This is a genomic window from Micromonospora sp. RB23 (assembly GCF_053585025.1).
In genome coordinates, this window is record NZ_CM132111.1 from 6,190,522 (window position 1) to 6,209,504 (window position 18,983).

Annotated in this window: 20 protein-coding genes; 9 read left to right on the plus strand and 11 right to left on the minus strand. The window is 73.0% G+C overall.

Annotated features, from left to right (window positions below; genetic code table 11):
- Nucleotides 1–76: 76 nt before the first annotated feature.
- The 6 genes from ACTFTM_RS28180 (at nt 77) to ACTFTM_RS28205 (ending at nt 5,796) form a co-directional block, all read left to right on the plus strand.
- Nucleotides 77–1,171: a sugar ABC transporter substrate-binding protein gene (locus ACTFTM_RS28180; protein ID WP_449563395.1), complete on the plus strand. Its 1,095-nt coding sequence runs from the start codon at nt 77–79 to the stop codon at nt 1,169–1,171.
- A gap of 113 nt (nt 1,172–1,284) precedes the next feature.
- Entirely contained in the window at nt 1,285–2,103 is an 819-nt protein-coding gene (locus tag ACTFTM_RS28185; RefSeq protein ID WP_007465114.1) for an ATP-binding cassette domain-containing protein, read from the plus strand.
- Complete coding sequence (locus ACTFTM_RS28190) at nt 2,100–3,362, plus strand: sugar ABC transporter permease (RefSeq protein ID WP_449563396.1); 1,263 nt, start codon at nt 2,100–2,102, stop codon at nt 3,360–3,362. The genes ACTFTM_RS28185 and ACTFTM_RS28190 overlap by 4 nt, the downstream gene beginning before the upstream one ends.
- 22 nt (nt 3,363–3,384) lie before the next feature.
- Entirely contained in the window at nt 3,385–4,566 is a 1,182-nt protein-coding gene (locus ACTFTM_RS28195) for an ROK family protein (RefSeq protein ID WP_449563397.1), read from the plus strand.
- A gap of 19 nt (nt 4,567–4,585) precedes the next feature.
- The gene (locus tag ACTFTM_RS28200) at nt 4,586–4,891 is read left to right on the plus strand and encodes a DUF1707 SHOCT-like domain-containing protein (protein ID WP_449563398.1); all 306 of its coding nucleotides are present in this window, start codon (nt 4,586–4,588) and stop codon (nt 4,889–4,891) included.
- 164 nt (nt 4,892–5,055) lie between these two features.
- Nucleotides 5,056–5,796, plus strand: a complete 741-nt coding sequence (locus tag ACTFTM_RS28205; protein ID WP_449563399.1) for a DUF4142 domain-containing protein — start codon at nt 5,056–5,058, stop codon at nt 5,794–5,796.
- 23 nt (nt 5,797–5,819) lie between these two features.
- On the opposite strand, the gene ACTFTM_RS28210 is transcribed toward ACTFTM_RS28205, so the two are convergent.
- Genes ACTFTM_RS28210 through tsaB form a run of 4 tightly spaced genes read right to left on the minus strand, consistent with a single transcriptional unit; the run spans nt 5,820 to nt 8,284 of the window.
- Complete coding sequence (locus tag ACTFTM_RS28210; RefSeq protein ID WP_449566758.1) at nt 5,820–6,074, minus strand: hypothetical protein; 255 nt, start codon at nt 6,072–6,074, stop codon at nt 5,820–5,822.
- Nucleotides 6,075–6,088: 14 nt separating this feature from the next.
- Nucleotides 6,089–7,135 carry a tRNA (adenosine(37)-N6)-threonylcarbamoyltransferase complex transferase subunit TsaD gene (gene tsaD / locus ACTFTM_RS28215; RefSeq protein WP_449563400.1) on the minus strand — a complete coding sequence of 349 codons (1,047 nt, stop codon included), beginning with the start codon at nt 7,133–7,135 and terminating at the stop codon, nt 6,089–6,091.
- Complete coding sequence (gene rimI / locus ACTFTM_RS28220; protein ID WP_449563401.1) at nt 7,128–7,610, minus strand: ribosomal protein S18-alanine N-acetyltransferase; 483 nt, start codon at nt 7,608–7,610, stop codon at nt 7,128–7,130. The genes tsaD and rimI overlap by 8 nt, the downstream gene beginning before the upstream one ends.
- Complete coding sequence (gene tsaB / locus ACTFTM_RS28225) at nt 7,607–8,284, minus strand: tRNA (adenosine(37)-N6)-threonylcarbamoyltransferase complex dimerization subunit type 1 TsaB (RefSeq protein ID WP_449563402.1); 678 nt, start codon at nt 8,282–8,284, stop codon at nt 7,607–7,609. The genes rimI and tsaB overlap by 4 nt, the downstream gene beginning before the upstream one ends.
- A gap of 398 nt (nt 8,285–8,682) precedes the next feature.
- On the opposite strand from tsaB, the gene ACTFTM_RS28230 reads away from it, so the two are divergent.
- Entirely contained in the window at nt 8,683–9,387 is a 705-nt protein-coding gene (locus ACTFTM_RS28230) for a helix-turn-helix domain-containing protein (protein ID WP_449563403.1), read from the plus strand.
- Nucleotides 9,388–9,401: 14 nt separating this feature from the next.
- Here the strand turns inward: ACTFTM_RS28230 and ung are convergent, their stop codons facing one another.
- From ung to ACTFTM_RS28260, 6 genes are all read right to left on the minus strand, one after another.
- Entirely contained in the window at nt 9,402–10,103 is a 702-nt protein-coding gene (ung, locus tag ACTFTM_RS28235; protein WP_449563404.1) for a uracil-DNA glycosylase, read from the minus strand.
- A gap of 66 nt (nt 10,104–10,169) precedes the next feature.
- On the minus strand, nt 10,170–10,652 hold the full coding sequence (tsaE, locus tag ACTFTM_RS28240) for a tRNA (adenosine(37)-N6)-threonylcarbamoyltransferase complex ATPase subunit type 1 TsaE (RefSeq protein WP_449563405.1): 483 nt from the start codon (nt 10,650–10,652) through the stop codon (nt 10,170–10,172).
- Nucleotides 10,649–11,752 (minus strand): alpha/beta fold hydrolase, encoded by a 1,104-nt coding sequence (locus ACTFTM_RS28245; protein WP_449563406.1) that lies wholly within the window; start codon nt 11,750–11,752, stop codon nt 10,649–10,651. Before ACTFTM_RS28245 ends, tsaE begins: the two co-directional genes overlap by 4 nt.
- Nucleotides 11,749–12,870, minus strand: a complete 1,122-nt coding sequence (gene alr, locus ACTFTM_RS28250; RefSeq protein WP_449563407.1) for an alanine racemase — start codon at nt 12,868–12,870, stop codon at nt 11,749–11,751. Before alr ends, ACTFTM_RS28245 begins: the two co-directional genes overlap by 4 nt.
- 80 nt (nt 12,871–12,950) lie before the next feature.
- Nucleotides 12,951–14,420, minus strand: a complete 1,470-nt coding sequence (locus ACTFTM_RS28255) for an NAD(P)H-hydrate dehydratase (protein ID WP_449563408.1) — start codon at nt 14,418–14,420, stop codon at nt 12,951–12,953.
- 55 nt (nt 14,421–14,475) lie between these two features.
- A complete protein-coding gene (locus tag ACTFTM_RS28260) occupies nt 14,476–14,844 on the minus strand; it encodes a holo-ACP synthase (RefSeq protein ID WP_449563409.1) in 369 nt (122 codons plus the stop codon).
- Between the two features lie 174 nt (nt 14,845–15,018).
- Here ACTFTM_RS28260 and ACTFTM_RS28265 point away from each other — a divergent pair, with 174 nt between their 5' ends.
- Nucleotides 15,019–15,315, plus strand: coding sequence for a hypothetical protein (locus ACTFTM_RS28265; protein ID WP_449563410.1), 297 nt, complete (start codon nt 15,019–15,021; stop codon nt 15,313–15,315).
- Entirely contained in the window at nt 15,312–16,895 is a 1,584-nt protein-coding gene (locus ACTFTM_RS28270) for an alpha/beta hydrolase (protein WP_449563411.1), read from the plus strand. The genes ACTFTM_RS28265 and ACTFTM_RS28270 overlap by 4 nt, the downstream gene beginning before the upstream one ends.
- A gap of 105 nt (nt 16,896–17,000) precedes the next feature.
- Here ACTFTM_RS28270 and glmS read toward each other — a convergent pair whose 3' ends face one another.
- Nucleotides 17,001–18,914, minus strand: a complete 1,914-nt coding sequence (gene glmS / locus ACTFTM_RS28275) for a glutamine--fructose-6-phosphate transaminase (isomerizing) (protein ID WP_355050715.1) — start codon at nt 18,912–18,914, stop codon at nt 17,001–17,003.
- Nucleotides 18,915–18,983: the final 69 nt, after the last annotated feature.

Genomic DNA, 18,983 nt, shown 5'->3' on the forward strand with positions numbered 1-18,983 from the left:
GGTGCTGGTGTGACGCGGAATACGTTGCCGGACACAACAAAACAACACCTCCCCCACCTCCGAAAGGACCCTGCACATGCGTAAGGGGATCCTCACCATCGCCGCCGTGGGCCTGCTCGCGAGCGGCGGTTTGACCGCCTGCAGCGACGACTCCGGCACCGGCTCGGCCGACTCCAAAAAGACTCCCAAGATCGGCGTGATCCTTCCGGACAGCAAGTCCTCCCCCCGCTGGGAGACGGCGGACCGTCGCTTCCTGGAGGAGGCGTTCAAGGCCGCCGGCGTCCAGTCCGACATCCAGAACGCCCAGAACGACAAGGCCGCCTTTCAGACCATCGCCGACCAGATGATCACCGGCGGCGTCACCGCCCTCATGATCGTCAACCTGGACTCCGGCACCGGCAAGGCCGTGCTCGACAAGGCCAAGTCGCAGGGCGTCGCCACCATCGACTACGACCGGCTCACCCTGGGCGGTTCCGCCCAGTACTACGTCAGCTTCGACAACGAGGTCGTCGGCAAGCTCCAGGGCGAGGGCCTGGCGAAGTGCCTGACCGACAAGGGTGCCAAGAACCCCGTCGTGGCGTACCTGAACGGCTCCCCCACCGACAACAACGCCACCCTGTTCAAGGCCGGCTACGACTCGGTACTCAAGCCGAAGTTCGACTCCAAGGAGTACACCAAGGGCCCGGACGACGCCGTGCCGGGCTGGGACGGCCCCACCGCCGCGACCATCTTCGAGCAGCAGCTCACCGCGACCAAGGGCAAGATCGACGGCGTGCTGGCCGCCAACGACACTCTCGGCAACGCCGCCATCTCGATCCTGAAGAAGAACAAGATCAACGGCAAGGTGCCGGTGACCGGCCAGGACGCCAGCGTGGAGGGCCTGCAGAACATCCTCGCCGGCGACCAGTGCATGACCGTCTACAAGGCCGTCCGGGAAGAGGCCAAGGCCGCTGCGGACCTGGCCATCGCACTGGCCAAGGGCGAGAAGAAGGACACCGGCCAGACGGTGAAGGACCCGGAGGGTGGCCGGGACGTCCCCTCGGTGCTGCTCACCCCGAAGGCCATCTACAAGGACAACGTCAAGGACGTCATCGCCGACGGCTACGTGACCAAGGAGCAGATCTGCGCCGACGCGTACGCCAAGCTCTGCGCCGGCGCCGGCATCAGCTGACCGACGCCGCAGTACCCGCCGGGACGACCATCGCCGCCCGGCACGGGAGCACCCTCCCGTGCCGGGCGGCGCCCGCCGGACGGGCCCCGACCCTCCCTTAAGAAGGAGACCCCGTGTCCGCGACTCCCCTGCTGGAACTCCGCGGGATCGACAAGAGCTTCGGTCCCGTCCAGGTGCTCCGCGACGTCGCCCTGAGCGTCCACCCGGGCGAAGTGACCGCACTTGTCGGCGACAACGGCGCCGGCAAGTCGACCCTGGTGAAGTGCATCAGCGGCATCTACCCCACCGACGCCGGTGAGGTCCTGTTCAACGGCGAACAGGTGCACATCGGCAGTCCCCGCGACGCCGCCACGCTCGGCATCGAGGTCGTCTACCAGGACCTCGCGCTCTGCGACAACCTGGACATCGTGCAGAACATGTTCCTCGGCCGGGAGAAGCACAGCGGCATCGTCCTGGACGAGCCGACGATGGAACAGCTCGCCGCCGAGACCCTGGCGGGGCTCTCCATCCGCACCGTCACCTCGCTTCGCCAGCACGTCTCCAGCCTCTCCGGCGGTCAGCGCCAGACCGTGGCCATCGCCAAGGCGGTGCTCTGGAACAGCAAGCTCGTCATCCTGGACGAGCCGACCGCCGCCCTGGGCGTGGCACAGACCGCCCAGGTCCTCGAACTCGTCCGCCGCCTCGCCGACAACGGCCTGGCAGTGGTGCTCATCTCGCACAACATGAACGACGTCTTCGCCGTCTCCGACCGGATCGCCGCGCTGTACCTCGGCCAGATGGTCGCCCAGGTGAAGACCACCGACATCACCCACGCCCAAGTGGTTGAGCTGATCACCGCAGGGCGCTCGGGCGGGCTCGGTCTCGCCACCGACCCGGGCAGCAACGGCGACGGCCCGCAGCCGGCCGACTCGATTTCAGGAGGCGTCCGATGACCACCACCGCCGTGCGGAAGGACGGCCCCGCGGCCGTCACACCGCCGCCGACCGTCGGGAGCCACGTCCGCAACTACGTGAGCCGGGTACGCGGTGGCGACGTCGGCGCGCTACCGGCCGTGCTCGGCCTGATCGTGCTCTGCACCGTCTTCGCCATCATGCGGCCCACGTCGTTCCTGTCGGCAGGCAACTTCGCGAACCTCTTCACCCAGGGCGCGGCGGTCACGCTGATCGCGATGGGCCTGGTCTTCGTGCTGCTGCTCGGCGAGATCGACCTCTCCGCCGGCTTCGCCAGCGGTGTCTGCGCGGCGGTACTGGCCAACGTGGTCACCGTGCTCGGCTACCCCTGGTGGGTCGCCGTCCTCGCCGCGGTCGCCACCGGTGTCATCATCGGCACCACGCTCGGGATGCTGGTCGCGAAGATCGGCATTCCGTCCTTCGTGGTCACTCTCGCCGGCTTCCTCGCCTTCCAGGGCGTCGTGTTGCTGCTCGTGCAGGAGGGCACCAACATCTCCGTCCGCGACGAGGTGCTGGTCGCCATCGCCAACCGCAACCTCACCCCCGCGCTGGGCTGGGCGCTGACCGCCGTCGCCGTCGTCGGTTACGCGGCCGTGCAACTGCTACGCCACCGCAACCGGGCGGCCCGTGGTCTGATCACCGACCCGATCGCGGTGGTGGCGCTGCGGATCGGCGGGCTCGCCGTCATCCTCGGCACCGCCGTGTACGTGCTCAACCTGGAGCGCAGCCGCAACGTCCTCATCGTCTCGCTCAAGGGTGTGCCGATCGTGGTGCCGATCATCGCGGTGCTGCTTGTCATCTGGACCTTCGTGCTCCAACGCACCAGCTACGGCCGGCACATCTACGCCGTGGGCGGCAACCGGGAAGCGGCCCGCCGGGCCGGCATCGGAGTCGACCGGATCCGGATCTCCGTCTTCGTGATCTGCTCGTCCATGGCCGCCGTCGGTGGCATCGTGGCCGCCAGCCGGGCCAACTCGGTCGACCCGAACACGGGGGGCAGTAACGTACTGCTCTACGCGGTCGGCGCGGCGGTGATCGGCGGCACCAGCCTCTTCGGCGGCAAGGGCCGGGTATTCGATGCCGTGCTGGGAGGCGCGGTGGTCGCGGTCATCGAAAACGGGATGGGCCTGATGGGGTACAGCGCGGGAGTCAAGTACGTGGTGACCGGCGTCGTGCTGCTGCTCGCCGCCAGCGTCGACGCCCTCTCCCGCCGCCGCGCGGCAGCCACCGGCACCCGCTGACCGCGCGGGAGGTAGCACGAGCATGCGCCCGGCACCCAGCCAGGAGGAGGTCCGGCGGCAGAACCTCGGGGCCCTACTGCGGCACGTGCACGTCCACGGCGCGACCACCCGCGCTGAACTCACCACCACCCTGGGGTTGAACCGGAGCACCATCGGCGCGCTCACCGCCGACCTGGCCGGCGTCGGACTGGTCAGCGAGGGAACACCGAAGGAGACCGGCCGGGCCGGACGACCGTCCATTGTCGTCCGGCCCGAGTCGGCCCGGGTGTACGCGTACGCGTACTCCGTCGAGGTGGACCGGTTGCGCGCCGCGCGGGTGGGCCTGGGTGGCGCGGTGCTCGACCGTCGGGAGCTGGACCGCCCCCGCGGCCTGCTCGCCGCGGAGGCCGCGCCGATGCTGGCCGGCGCCGTCAAGGAGATGCAGCAGGCCGTCCCGGGCGGCGCGATCTGCGTCGGCACCGGCGTCGCGGTCTGCGGCATGGTCCGTCGGGAGGACGGCCTCGTCCGGCTCGGCCCGACCACCGGCTGGGTGGACGAGCCGATCGGCGCGGCGCTCGGGGCCGAGATGGGCCTGGACCTGCCGGTCACGGTCGGCAACGTGGCAGACGTGGCGGCGTTCGCCGAGCACACCAGGGGCGTCGCGGCCGGCTGCGACAACGTCATCTACCTGTACGGCGACGTCGGCGTCGGCGCCGGGATCATCGCGGGCGGGCGTCGCCTCACCGGACACGGCGGGTACGGCGGCGAGGTCGGGCACATGAAGGTGGTCCGTGACGGCATGCCCTGCGAGTGCGGCGCCCGGGGTTGCTGGGAGACCGAGATCGGCGAGCACGGCCTGCTGCGCGCGGCCGGACGGTCCGACGCGCGGGGACGGGACGCCCTGCTGGCCGTGTTCGACGCCGCCGACCGGGGGGACGCCCGCGCCCAGACGGCGGTACGCCAGGCGGGTGACTGGCTCGGCTTCGGCGTCGCCAACCTGGTCAACGTGTTCAACCCTGAGATGGTCATCTTCGGCGGCACCATGCGCGACCTCTACCTCGCGGCGGCGGCCCAGATCCGCAGTCGGCTCAACTCCAACGCCCTCGGCGCGTGTCTGGAGCACGTCCGGCTGCGCACCCCGCAACTCGGCGCGGACGCGCCGCTGGTCGGGGCCGCCGAGCTGGCCTTCGAACGACTGCTCGCCGACCCCCTCGACGTGGGCTGACCCGCGTACGCTGTCCGGCGTGGACGTCGAGCTGCGCGCCTCCGACGACGACCGTCACCGGGTGGTCGCCGACCTGCACCGCCACACCACCGCGGGCCGCCTGACCCTGGACGAGTTCTCCGAGCGGGTCGGCGCGGTGTGGACGTCGCGTACGCTCGGCGACCTCGCCGCCCTGACCCGGGACCTGCCGGTCCTGCCCGATCCCGCGGCCGCGACGGCCGGTGACGGTGGCATCGGGCACGGTCGCCGGGAGCTGCTGGTGCTCTTCGCCGTCGCCGCGCTCACCCTGCTGCTGCTCGGCGGATTCCTCGCTGTCACCCGCTGAACCGCGTCGCACGCCACACATCGCGCTCCGCATTTCCACGGCACCAGCGAATGATCTGAACTGATCGCACGGTCAGTCCGTACCAGTGGGCGGACGGGCGGCCGGCAGGGTGCGGCTGCCCGGTCCAGACGCGTTCTGGTCCGGACCGAGGAGGCACCGCAGACATGGCACCGCTCAAGATCGTCCGTCGCCGGTCGGGAAACCGGATGCACCGCGCGGCGATGTTGCTCATCGCGATCGTCGCGGGGGTCGGTGTCCTGCCGGGTGTGGCCATCGCCGCGCCCGCCGGTGGGCAGCAGCTCAACGCCGCGGACATGACGCTGCTCAACGGGGTGCGGTTGGCCGGGCTGTGGGAGATGCCGGCCGGTCAGATGGCCGCCGAGAAGGGACAGTCGGCGAAGGTACGCGAGATCGGCGCGAACATCGCCAGCGAGCACCAGAAGCTCGACCAGCTCGTCGTCGACGCCGCCAACAAGCTCGGCGCGTCCATCCCCACCGAGCCGACCGCCGAGCAGAAGGGCTGGCTGTCGGAGATGCAGAACGCCTCCGGCGCCCGGTTCGACCAGATCTTCGTGACCCGGCTCCGGGTGGCCCACGGCAAGATCTTCCCGGTGATCGGCGCGGTACGGGCCAGCACCCGCGACGCGACCGTCCGCAAGCTCTGCGAGGACGCCAACGCCTTCGTGCAGCACCACATGCAGATGCTGGAGTCCACCGGACTGGTCCGGTGGCCTGAACTGCCGCCGGCCGCGCTGCCCGCCCCCGGTAAGGACGGCCTGCTCGCCGCCGCCGGGGCGAACGCGGGACCGCAGGTCGGGGTGAGCAGCACCGTGGTCTGGTTGGTCTTCCTCGCCGCTCTCGGTACCGGCGGGATCGCCACCTACCGGATGCTGCGCCGTAGCTGACCGACCGTGGAGGTGGCCCGGAGTCAGCGGTCGACCTGGGTGAAGTCCCAGGAGTGCGGGGCGCGGGCCACCAGCAGGGCGGGCGGATCGGGCAGCGGGCGGGGGTTGCTGCGCCACTTGGAGATGACCACGACACGGTGGTCGGTGGACGAGAAGACTTCGCTGGACACGTGTAGCGGGTCGTGCTCCAGCTCGGGCAGGGCGGTGTCGCACACCCAGGTGATCAGCTCGGCGACACCGTACGCCTCGGCGCGCGACTCCCACATCCGCACGATCATGTCCGGCGTCCCCGTCACACGCTGACCGTGGTCAACGGCATCGCCGAGTCGGCCGGCAGGTCCAGCCGGCTCGGTGCGACCCCGGCGGCGACGAGGTGCGATCCGAGCGCGGCCACCATCGCCCCGTTGTCGGTGCACAGCTTCGGCCGTGGCACCCGGACCCGGATGCCGTACTTCTCGGCCCGCTCCTCGGCCATCGCCCGCAGCCGGGAGTTCGCCGCCACTCCCCCGCCGATCACCAGCGTCTCGATTCCCTGCGCCCGACAGGCGGCGATCGCCTTGTTGGTCAGCACGTCACAGACCGCCTCCTGGAAGGACGCGGCCACGTCGGCGACCGGGACGGGCTCGCCGGCACGCTCGCGCGCCTCCACCCAGCGGGCCACCGCCGTCTTCAGGCCGGAGAACGAGAAGTCGTACCGGTGGGCCGCCAGGTCTTTCGCGGCGGTCAGTCCGCGCGGAAAGGCGATCGAGGCGGCGTCACCCGACCGGGCCTCGCGGTCGATGGGCGGACCGCCCGGGAACGGCAACCCGAGCAGCCGGGCGACCTTGTCGAACGCCTCACCGGCGGCGTCGTCGATCGTGGCGCCCAGCGGGGTGACGCCCCGGGCCAGATCGTCGACGAGCAGCAGGGACGAGTGCCCGCCGGAGACCAGCAGCGCGACGGCGGGCTCCGGGAGCGGGCCGTGCTCCAGGGTGTCCACCGCCACGTGCGCGGCGAGGTGGTTGACGCCGTACACCGGCTTCTCGGCGGCCAGGGCGTACCCCTTGGCGGCGGCGACGCCGACGAGCAGCGCGCCGGCCAGACCGGGCCCGGAGGTGACCGCGATGGCGTCGATGTCGGCCAGGGTGACGCCGGCGTCGGTCAGCGCCCGCTGCATGGTCGGCACGATGGCCTCCAGGTGGGCCCGGCTGGCCACCTCGGGCACCACGCCCCCGAACCGGGCGTGCTCCTCGACGCTGGACGCGAGTGCGTCGGCCAGCAGGGTGTGCCCGCGTACGATGCCGACGCCGGTCTCGTCGCACGAGGTCTCGATGCCCAGGATCAGCGGTTCGTCAGCCATGGTCGTGTGATCCGTCCCCGGTCGGCTCGGCGTCGCGCCGCATGACCAGCGCGTCGGTGTTGCTCGGTTGGTAGTAGCCGCGACGCACCCCGATCGGCTCGAACCCGTACGTCGCGTAGAGGCGCTGGGCGGCGGCGTTGTCCACGGCCACCTCCAGCAGCGTGCTGCGGGCGCCGCGGCGGCCCGCCTCGGCGAGCAGTTCCTCCAGCAGGACGCGGCCGATGCCACGCCGTTGGACGTCCCGCCGGACGGCGATGACCTGCACCCACACCTCGTCCGGTGGGGCGCCGGCGAGCCCGGCGTAGCCCAGCACCGCCCCGTCGGTGTCGGTCGCGACGCGGTAGTGGTGCCCGTTCGCCAGCTCGTTCCAGAACATGGCGGGCGACCACTGCCCGGCGCCGAACAGGTCCGCCTCGAGCGGCATCGCCTGCTCGACGTGCCACCAGCGGAACGGTTCCAGCCGTACCGACGTCACGGGAGGACCGGTTTGCGACCGGTGGCCGCCACGGCGTCGGGACGGCGCAGGTACAGCGGGGTGAGTCGCTCGCCGGGCGCGCCAGCTCTGATCCGCTCGGCGGCGAGCAGCGCCAGCACGGTGGCCTCCGGGTAGCGCGGCTCGACCCGGACCGGCAGGTCCAGAGCTTCGGCGTACCGGTGCGCCCCGTCGCCGACCGCGACCGTCGCGCCCAGCTCACGGGCGCGGGCGGCGGCCACCGCCGGCGAGGAGACCTCCGGCCCGACGATCCGCTGGCCGGCGCCGTCGTAGACGGCCCAGTACAGCTCCTTGCGGCGGGCGTCGCTGGCGGCCAGCACCGGCTCGCCGGCGGCCGCCGGGTGGCCGATAGCGTCCAGAGAACAGACGCCGTACGTCGGTACGCCGAGCACCTGCCCCATCGTGGCGGCGGTGACCAGGCCGACCCGCAGCCCGGTGAACGGCCCTGGGCCGAGCCCTGCGACGATCGCGCCCAGGTCACGCGGGCGTGCGCCGGCGTCGGCGAGGACCGCGTCGACCTGAGGCGCGAGCAGTTCACCGTGCGCGCGGGCATCGACCGTGCACCGGTGCGCCCGGGACGTCACGCCGTCCGCCGAGATCTCCACCAACGCTGCGGTCACCGCGGGGGTCGAGCTGTCCACCACGAGTACGAGCACGGTTAGCCAGCCTAGCGGCCCCGTCGCCGACCTCGGTCATGCCCCGCCCCGTGACCGCACGGTGTGCCGGCGAACCGCCGCTGAGCGCACCCTCGACCGGCACCGCACGCGCCGCCCGCCGGGCGGCGAGGCGACCAGCGGCGAGGCGATGAGGCGACGGCGACGGCGACGGCGACGGCGACGGCGACGGCGACGGCGACGGCGACGGCGACGGCGACAACTCCGGTGAGCGTGATGCCGGTGAGTCATCTAGATGACTGAGAGGCATCACGCTCACCGGGGCGACCGCCGCCAGCCAGCGGCTCGAACCCACGGCGAGATCTGGGTGTGGATCGCGGCGAGTCGTCAATCCGCCGGAGGACTGTCGCGAACGCCGCGATCTGGGCCAGCATGCCGGGATGCCACCGACTCGCCTCGGCAACCTCCTCGGCGCCGCGCTACGTCAACAACGTCAACGACGCGAGCTGAGCCAGCGTCAGCTCGCCGGGCTCGCCGAGGTCAGCCAGGGGGCGGTGGCCCGGATCGAACGCGGCGAGCGCTCGCCGAGCATCCCGGCGCTGGAGCGGTTGTTCGCCGCGATGGACGTGCAGTTGGTGGTCGCGGTCGAGCCGCTGGACGCGCACCTCGACGCCCGCATCGACGAACTGGCCGCCAGGCCGATCGCCGAGCGCATCGACGAGCTGGGCTTGGATGAGATGCTCGACCGGCTCCCCGACCTTCCGCCGGTACTGACCGGCGGCACGGCAGCGCTGTTGCAGGGCGCACCCGTGCCGGTCGACGCCGTGGAGATCGCTCTGCGCTGGGAGGACTCGAAGCGGTTCACCGCCTGGCTGGAGGCGAACTACGGCCAGCGCTGGAACGCCCGGTGGGGTGAGTTCGGCGGCGTGTGGCTGGAGCCGGAGGAGCCGGGAGAGCACCGCTGGTCGACACGGTACGGCGAGATCAGAGCGACCATGTGCGACGAGCTACCCGAGACGATCGAGGTGCGCCACGGTGGGCGGGACTATCAGGTGGTGCCGCTGGTCGAGCTGGAGCTGACCGAGCCACGGGCCGCCGACCTGCTGCGCCGCTACCGGGCCCGGCAACTCGCTGCCCAGGGCTGATCCGAGCCGCGGGATCAGCCGGCGGTGCGCTCCCAGTCGATGGTGGGACGGCCGGCGTCGGCGAGGGCTTTGTTGGCGGCGCTGAACGGGCGGCTGCCCAGGAAACCGCGCGGGTTCATCGGGCTCGGGTGACCAGCCTCTAGCACGACGTGCCGAGAGTTGGTGACCAGGCCGGCCTTCTTGCGGGCGTAACCGCCCCAGAGCAGGAACACCACCCGATCCGGCAGGGCGTCCAGCGCCCGGATGGTGGCGTCGGTGAACTCCTCCCAGCCGGCGTTCGCGTGCGAGCCGGGGGTGGCCTGGCGGACGGTCAGCACCGAGTTAAGCAGCAGCACGCCCTGCGCCGCCCAACCGTCGAGGTTGCCGCTGCGCGGCTTGGGCACGCCCACGTCCTCGCCCAACTCCTTGAAGACGTTGCGCAGCGACGGCGGCACCGCAACGCCCTCGCGGACGCTGAAGCTGAGCCCGTGCGCCTGCCCGGCCCGGTGGTACGGGTCCTGTCCGAGGATCAGCACCCGGGTTGCCTCCGGCGGGCACATCCGGTACGCCGAGAAGAGGTCTTCCAGCGGCGGGAAGACGGTCTGCGTCGCGTACTCCCGGGCGACGAACTCGGCCAGCGCGGCCGTGCGGGCCGGGTCGAGGTGCGGGGTGAGCACGGCACGCCACTGCTCGGGCAGCAGCGCCAGCAGGTCCAGGGCGGGGGCATCGTCGGACATCAGAATCCTCTTCCAGCGCGGGTCGGTCCCCCGCACTCTAGGCACCCGGTCCGACAGCGCCGCGCCCTAACCCAGCTCGGCCAACCGCCGGGCCCAGTCACCACCGACCGGGTCCAGCTCGACGACTCGGGTGTCGTCGTCGCGGCGGTCGATGCGGACCCGCAGGTGCGCGTCGACCAACTGCTCCACCAGGCCCTCGCCCCACTCCACCACGGTCACCGACTCATCCACCGAGGCGTCCAGGTCCAGGTCGTCGATCTCGGCGCGTGGATCGCTGGCGGCGCCCAGCCGGTACGCGTCGGCGTGCACCAGGGCCACCCGGCCACCCCGGGCCGGGTCCGGCCGGTGCACACGAGCGATCACGAACGTCGGCGAGGTCACGTCCCCGAGGACGTTGAGCCCGGCGCCGACGCCCTGGGTGAGGGCGGTCTTGCCGGCCCCCAGCGGGCCTGTCAGCAGCACCAGGTCACCGGCCCGCAGCAGCCCGGCCAGCCGGCGGCCGAACTCCCGAGTGTCCTCGACGGTCGGCAGTTTGACGACGAAACTCACCGGTCCTCCATGCTCTCCAGTGATTCGAGGAACCGCTCCAGCGCGGCGTTGACCTCGTCGGCGTGCTCCAACATCACCACATGACCACTATCTTTGATCTTGATGAACTCGGCGTGTGGCAGCCGCCGGACAATCTCCTCCGAGTGGGTCACCGGCGTGATCATGTCCTTGTCGCCGACCACCACCAGCACCGGCGCGTTCGCCAACGCCGCCAACGCGGGGAAGCGCGAGTGCGTGGCGAGGGTCCGCAGATAGCGGGTCACCGTGTCGGCCGAGGTCCGCGAGTTCATGGTCTCCACGTACGACACGAGCCGGGGGCTGGGCTTGCGGGTGCCGAAGCCGTACTTGCGGGTCAGCAACCAGGCCACGTTCGACGTCGACTTGCGGGCCTTGTCGATCACCGGACCGCCGTAGCGGGTGGCGTTGCTGACCATGTAGAGCACCGGACCACCGACCCGGCCCAGCAGCGCCGGGGCGACCAGCTTGGTCTCCGCGACGAGACCGCCCGACGTGGCCATCAGCACGGTGCCCACCACCCGGTCACCGAACAGCTCCGGGAACAGCTCGGCGAACGCCATGATGGTCATGCCGCCCATCGAGTGGCCGACCAGCACCAGTGGCCCCTCCGGGGCGACCCGGTCGATCACCTGGCGCAGTGTCCGGCCGAGCACCGCGAGGTCGTACTCGCCGGTCTCCAACCGGCCGGAGCGGCCGTGACCGGGCTGGTCGTACGCCACGATCCGGTAGTCGCCGCGCTCGGCGAGCATCTTGCGCTGGAAGTGGAAGGTGCCCATGTCCAGGCAGAACCCGTGCACCAGCACCACCGTCGGGCGCCCCGGTACCGGGCGGGTCGGCTCCACCACCTCGACGTGGATGTCGGTGCCGTCCGGCAGCTCCAGCCGAAATGCCTCGTCGTACCTCTGCTCGCCGAACGTCTCGTGCGCGTAGCGGTCGGTCGGGTCGGACTTGAGCCGGCGGACCAGAGTGCGTTCGGTCGCGACGCCGGCTGCCAGGCCGGCCGCCGCCACCCCGACCGCAGCGCCGACCAGGCCGGCGACGCGGCCGGCCGCGGTCCGCGGACGCGGGATGCGGTACGTCATGAGTGGCGCTCGCCGTCGTAGACGCGCGGTACCCGGGTGCTCCCGAAGCGGGTGACGATCTCGTAGTTGATGGTGCCGACCGCCTCCGCCCAGTCGTCGGCCGTCGGCTCGCCGTCGGCGCCGCTGCCGAACAGGGTCGCCACGTCTCCGTCGGCCACCGGGTCGTCGCCGCAGTCGAGCACGAACTGGTCCATGCAGACGCGCCCGGAGATCGTCCGGCGCGCGCCGGCGAGCTGCACCGGCCCGGTGTTCGACGCGTGCCGGGGCACACCGTCGGCGTACCCGAGCGGCACCACGGCGAGATTCGCGTCGGCCGGCGTCGTGTACGTGTGCCCGTAGGAGACGCCGGTGCCGGCGGGCACCCGCTTGGTCAGCATCACCCGGGCCCGCGCGGTCATCGCCGGCCGCAGCCCGTACGTCTCGCCGGCCACCGGGGACAGACCGTAGACGGCCAGCCCGGGGCGGACCAGGTCGAAGTGCGTGTCGGGGCGGGTCAGGGTGGCCGCCGAGTTGGCCAGGTGCCGCCAGCGGGGACGCAGCCCGGCCCGCTCGACCATGGCCAGTCCCTCGTGGAAGACGGCGAGCTGCCGGTCGGTGGTCGGGTGGCCGGGCATGTCGGCGTACACGAAGTGGCTCCACACACCGACCACCTCGACCAGGCCGTCGGCCTGGGCCTTCGCGGCGGCGTCGAGCAGGGCCGGCCAGTCGGCGACGGTGGCGCCACCCCGCGACAGCCCGGTGTCGATCTTCAGGTGCAGGCGGGCGGGGCGCTCGGCCCGCCGGCTCGCCTCGATCATCTCGTCCAGTTGCGGCAGGCTCGCGGCACCGAGGTCCACCCCGGCGCTCACGCCCTCGTGCAGCGGCAACCCGGGCGCGAGCAGCCACGCCAGCACCGGCGCGGTGATCCCGTTCCGGCGCAGCGTGAGCGCCTCGTCGAGGGTGCAGACGCCGAGCCAGTCGGCCCCGGCGTCCAGTGCGGCGCGGGCGGCCGGGAGCATGCCGTGGCCGTACCCGTCGCCCTTCACCACCGCCATCAGCTCGGCGGTGGTGCCGGAGCGGAGCCGGCTCACGTTCTCGCGGATCGCGTCAAGATCGACACGTACCTCGGCCTGCCACATGCGCCCAGCCTACTTTCCAGCCTGATCACCGTGGGCGGTGACGCTCGGCCCGGCGCACCGGCCGGGTCGGGACGGGACGATCAGCCCAGCCGGGCGACGACCGGGCGCAGCGCGGTCACCACGTCGGGCGCGGTCACCGGGCCACCCCGGGCCGCCTCCCGACCGGCCAGTCCGTGCAGGTACGCGGCCCCGGCGGCCGCCCGGTCCGCCGGCACGCCGGCCGCCAGCAGCGAGCCGAGCAGCCCGGCCAGCACGTCGCCGGTGCCACCGGTGGCCAGCGCCGGGGTGCCGGTCGGATTGACGTACGCCCGGCCGTCCGGCGTGCCGATCACCGTGCGGTCCCCCTTGAGCAGCACCACCGCGTTCATCCAGGCGGCCAGTCGCAGCGCCGACCCGATGCGGTCGGCGCCCGGCTCCTCCCCGCACAGCCGGGTGAACTCCCGATCGTGCGGGGTGACCACGATCGGGGCGTCCCGGCCGCGCAGCCGGTCGGCGAGTGACCCGTCCACCAGCAGGGTCAACGCGTCCGCGTCGAGCACCACCGGCACCGACGTCGCCAGGACGGCCCGCAGCTCGGCCGCCGCCTCGTCCCCGGTGCCCAACCCCGAGCCGCACACCCACGCCTGCACGCGGCCGGCATCGGCCACCCGGGGAGTGGCGATCACCGAGGGGTGCTGGCGCAGCACCTCGTCGCGGGCCCCACCGGCGTAGCGGACGAGGCCGGTCGGCCCGGCGAGCGCACCGCCGACGGAGAGCACCGCCGCGCCCGGGTACGTCGCCGAGCCGGTCGCCACCCCCACCACACCCCGGGTGTACTTCTCCGACGCGGCACCCAGCTCGGGCCACCACCGCGCCAGGTCGGACCACTCGGTGACGTTCAGCGCGGGGGTGCCCCGCAGCCACGGCCGCAACCCGATGTCGACTAGTTCGACCTGCCCGGCCAGGGCGGCGGCCGGGCCGACCACCAGGGCGGGCTTGAGCGCGCCGAAGGCGACGGTCACGTCGGCGCGGACGGCGACAGGCCGGCCGGACGCGGACAGCGGCACATGCCCGGTGTCCACCGCCACCCCGCTCGGCACGTCCACGGCCAGGACGGTGGCCCGCTGGCCGTCGCGCCCACGCAGGTCGCCCAGCCGCTGGACGACCTCGTCCGCGTTCGCCCTGAGCCCGCCCGTGCCGCCGATCCCGACGATGCCGTCGAGGACCAGGTCGACGGGGCCGGCGGGTCGGTCCACCAACCGGCCACCGGCGGCCCGCAGCGCGGCCAATCCGGCGACGTGCGCCCGGCCCGGAGTGAGCAGCAGAGCGGAGACCTCGACGCCCCGGCGGGCCAGCCGCTCCCCCGCGTAGAGCGCGTCACCACCGTTATCGCCCGAGCCCACGAGCAGCAGCACCCGGCCGCCGTACACACCGCCGCGCTCGGCCAGCAGCAGGGCGGCCCGTCGGGCCAGCCCGGCGGCGGCGCGCTGCATCAGCGTGCCCTCCGGCAGCGTGCCCATCAGCCCCGCCTCGGCGGCCCGTACGTCGGCCACCCGCCACACCGGTCTCATGTCACCGTGTCCCATCCGTTTCGCGGGCTGGCCGGCACGGCCCACCCGGCCGACGTCACCGTTCCGCGACCACCATCGCCGAGGCGATCCCGCCGTCGTGCGAGAGCGACAGGTGCCAGTGGTTGATCCCACGCTCGGCGGCCACCGCCGCGACGGTCCCCGAGACGCTCAGCCATGGCCGGCCTTCGGTGTCGGGCACGATCTCGCAGTCGTGCCACCGCAGGCCGGCCGGAGCGCCGAGCGCCTTGGCGACGGCCTCCTTCGCGGCGAAGCGGGCGGCCAACGACTCCGGCGAGCGGGGACCGCCGGAACGGGTGACCCGCTCCGGCCCGGTGAACAGCCGGTCGGCGAGCAGCGGCGTCCGCGCCAGGGACCGGGTGAACCGGTCCACCAGGACGACGTCGAGGCCGACAGCGACGATCACCAGACCACCCTACCGGCGGTGGAGGCGGCAGATTAGCCGTCGGGCCCGCTGTGGGCAACGCCTGTGGACAGACCGGGGTACGACCGGAGCCCGCCGTCCACAGGGCACTCCGGCGCGGTCGGGCGCTGCCTAGCGTTCGACACGTCGATGCCGATCCAACGCGGGGGTGGGGTCATGACCGAGGAGCCGTTCGCCGTCCGACCACGGGAGCTGCGCGCGGAGGCCGGCGCGCTCGACGACGAGGCGTACCGGTTGGCGTGGGGTCTGGCGCGGGTGCCGGGGCTGCTGGTGCCGGTGCCGGGCTGGCGGACGGCCACCGCGCTGGCGGGGCTGGAGGCGGCCGGGCACGCCTGGTTCTGCCGGCTGGGCGCGGCCGTGGCGGCGACCGCCGGTGGGGTCCGTGCGGCGGCCGAGGCGTACGAGACGGTGGACGACCGGGCCGCCGGCCGCTTCGCCACCGTGCCCCGGTGAGTGGGGTCGGCTACCGGCAGCTCTGGGCCGCCGATCCGACCGGTTGGCGGGCGGCCGGATCGGCCTGGGCGGGGTTGACCGGCCCGGTCGACAGGTACGCCGACGAGCTGGCCGGGACGGCCGGGCGGCTGCGTGGTGGCTGGTCCGGTGCGGCGGCCACGGCGGCCGACGCCCGGCTCGTCGGCTTCCGCGACGAGCTGACCTCGGTGTCTCCGGCGCTGATCGAGGCCGACCAGGTGCTGGCCGAGTTGGCCGGGCAGCTCGCCGTGGCGAAGGCTCAGCTCGCCGGGGCGGTCGCCCGGGCCGAGGCGGCCGGTCTGCTGGTCGATCGAGCCGGCGGTGTGCGGGTCGGCCCGGCGCAATCCGCCTCGGCAGCCGCGAACGCGGTGGCGGGCGCGGCAGCGGCGGTGTGTGCGGCGATGGAGCGGGCCGACGGGGCGGACCGGGCGGCCGCCGACCGGTTGGCCGAGCTGACCCGCGCCGCCGGCACCGGTTGGGCGTCCCCGGCACCGCCCGGCCGGCCTTCCGCCGGGGCGTCGCCAGCGGTGGTACGTGCCTGGTGGTCCGGGCTGACCCCGGCCCAGCGGCGCTGGCTCGTCGGGCACGAGCCGGCGCTGGTCGGCGCCCTGGACGGGGTACCGGTGGCGGCCCGCGACCAGGCCAACCGCCTGCTGCTCGGCGCGCGGCGGGAGGAGTTGCTGGCCGAGCGGCGGCGGTTGCTGGCCCGGGTGCCGCCGGGGCCGCTGGCGTCGGTACGACTACGCGCGCTGGCGTCGCGGTTGGCCGGCCTGGACGCGCTCACCGAGCGACTGGCCGGCGGGCAGCCGCGGGCGTACCTGCTGGGGCTGGACCCGACCGGTGAGGGGCGGGTGGTGGTGGCGCTCGACGACCCGGACCACGCGGGCCGGGTGCTGACGTACGTGCCGGGGATGACCGCCGGGCTGGACGACGCCCCCGGTGAGCTGGGTCGGGCCGCCCGGGTGCTGGAGCGCTGCGCGGCGCTCGCGCCGGGTGAGCGCAGCGCGGCGGTGCTGTGGCTGGACTACGACGCTCCGGATTTCCTGACCGAGGCGGCGTCGTCCGGTCAGGCCCGGGACGCCGGCCCGGCGCTGCACCGTTTCCAGGAGGGGCTGCGCGCCACGCACGAGGGGCCGCCGGCCCGGCAGACGGTGCTCGGGCACAGCTACGGGTCGCTGGTGGTGGGCGTGGCCGCCCGGGAGCACGGGCTGGCGGCCGACGCGCTGATGTTCGTCGGCTCGCCCGGGGTGGGCGTGGCGCGCGCCGACGAACTGGGCGTACCGGCCGGGCAGGTGTGGGCCAGCAGGGCGCCCGACGACGTGATCCGCCTGGCCCGGCCGGTGGACGAGCTGGCCCGGCCGGCGCTGTTGGGCGCCGCTCCGCTCGCCGCGGTGCTGGCCCGGCCGGATCGGACCGGCCACGAGCTGTGGTTCGGTCACGACCCGGCGGACGCCGGGTTCGGCGGCCGGGTGTTCCGCAGCGGTCGCGGCGGGCACGCCGGCTACTGGGAGCCGGACAACCCGGCGCTGGACGGGATGGCCCGCGTCGTGCTGGGCCGGTGACCGGACCGCTGACCACGGGGTCCGGGCCACCGGACGCGGCGGCGACGACGGAGCCCCGGCCACCGCGGGTGCGGCGCGGCCGGGGCTCCGGGGTGTGGCTGGCGACTACTCGACGGTGACCGACTTGGCCAGGTTGCGGGGCTGGTCCACGTCGTGCCCCCGGGCCGCGGCGATCTCGGCGGCGAACACCTGGAGCGGCACCGTGGTGACGAGCGGGGCCAGCAGGGTGGGCGTACGCGGCACGTAGATCAGGTGGTCGGCGTACCGAACGACGGCCTCGTCGCCCTCCTCCGCGATCACGATGGTCCGCGCGCCGCGCGCCCGGACCTCCTGGATGTTGGAGACGACCTTGTCGTGCAGCATTCCCCGGCCCACCGGGGAGGGCACCACGCAGATCACCGGGGTGCCCTTGTCGATCAGGGCGATGGGGCCGTGCTTCAGCTCGCCGGCCGCGAAGCCCTCGGCGTGCATGTACGCCAGCTCCTTGAGCTTGAGCGCGCCTTCGAGGGCCACCGGGTAGCCGACGTGCCGGCCGATGAACAGCACGGTCGGCTCGGACTTCAGCTCGCGGGCCAGCTCGCGGACCGGCTCGATGCGGTCCAGCAGCTCGCGCAGCTTGCCCGGCATCTCCTGGAGCTGGGCGACGACCGCGCCGACCTCGTCGGCGAACTTGATGCCGCGGACCTGGGCCAGGTGCAGGCCGATCAGGTAGCAGGCGACGACCTGGGTGAGGAACGCCTTGGTGGAGGCGACGGCGATCTCCGGCCCACCGTGGGTGTAGAGCACGGCGTCCGACTCACGCGGGATGGTCGAGCCGTTGGTGTTGCAGATGGCCAGCACGCGCGCCTTCTGCTCCTTGGCGTGGCGCAGGGCCATGAGGGTGTCCATCGTCTCGCCGGACTGCGAGATGACCACGATGAGCGTGGATCGGTCGAGCACCGGGTCGCGGTAGCGGAACTCGCTGGCCAGCTCCACCTCGCACGGGATGCGGGTCCAGTGCTCGATGGCGTACTTGGCGACCAGGCCGGCGTGGTACGCGGTGCCGCAGGCCACGATGAAGATCTTGTCGACGTCGCGCAGATCCTGGTCGCTGAGGCGGACCTCGTCCAGGGCGATCTCGCCGCTCTCGGTGAGCCGGCCGAGCAGGGTGTCGGCGATGGCCTGCGGCTGCTCCTCGATCTCCTTGAGCATGAACCAGTCGTAACCACCCTTCTCGGCGGCGGACGAGTCCCAGTCGATGTGGAAGTCCTTGCCGCTGGCGGGCTGACCGTCGAAGTCGGTGATCTCGATGCTGTCGCCGGTGATCAGGACGATCTGGTCCTGACCCAGCTCCACCGCCTCGCGGGTGTGCTCGATGAACGCCGCCACGTCGCTGGCCAGGTAGTTCTCGCCGTCGCCGCGCCCGACGACAAGCGGCGAGTTGCGCCGGGCGCCGACGACGGCACCGGGCACGGAGGCGTCGACCGCGAGCAGGGTGAACGCGCCCTCCAGCCGCTGGCACACGACACGCATGCCGGCGGCGAGCAGCTGCGGGCCGTCCGGCTGGCCGGCGGCGCGCAGGTCGGCCAGCGCGGCGGAGAGCAGGTGCGCGGCGCACTCGGTGTCGGTGTCGCTGGTGAACTGGACGCCGTCGGCCTCCAACTCGGCGCGGAGCCTGGCGAAGTTCTCGATGATGCCGTTGTGGATCACCGCGACGCGGCCGTCGGGCGCGACGTGCGGGTGGGCGTTGCGGTCGGTCGGGCCGCCGTGGGTGGCCCACCGGGTGTGCCCGATGCCGGTGGTGCCGTCACCGATGCCGATCGGACTGGCCGCGCAGGAGGTCGGGTCGTCGGCGGCACGCTCGGAGAGCACCTTTTCGAGGTTGGCGAGCTTGCCGGCCTTCTTCTCGGTCAGGAGTTGGTCGTCGCAGACGATGGCGACGCCCGCCGAGTCGTAGCCCCGGTATTCCAGCCGCCGCAGCCCGTCGAGCACGATGCTCAGCGCCGGGCGCGCGCCGGCGTATCCCACGATTCCACACATGGCCCGCAGCCTAACCCAGTTTCGCTCATCATGGGTGCTCGAAAGACGGCTAAACAAGCACCGAATTTG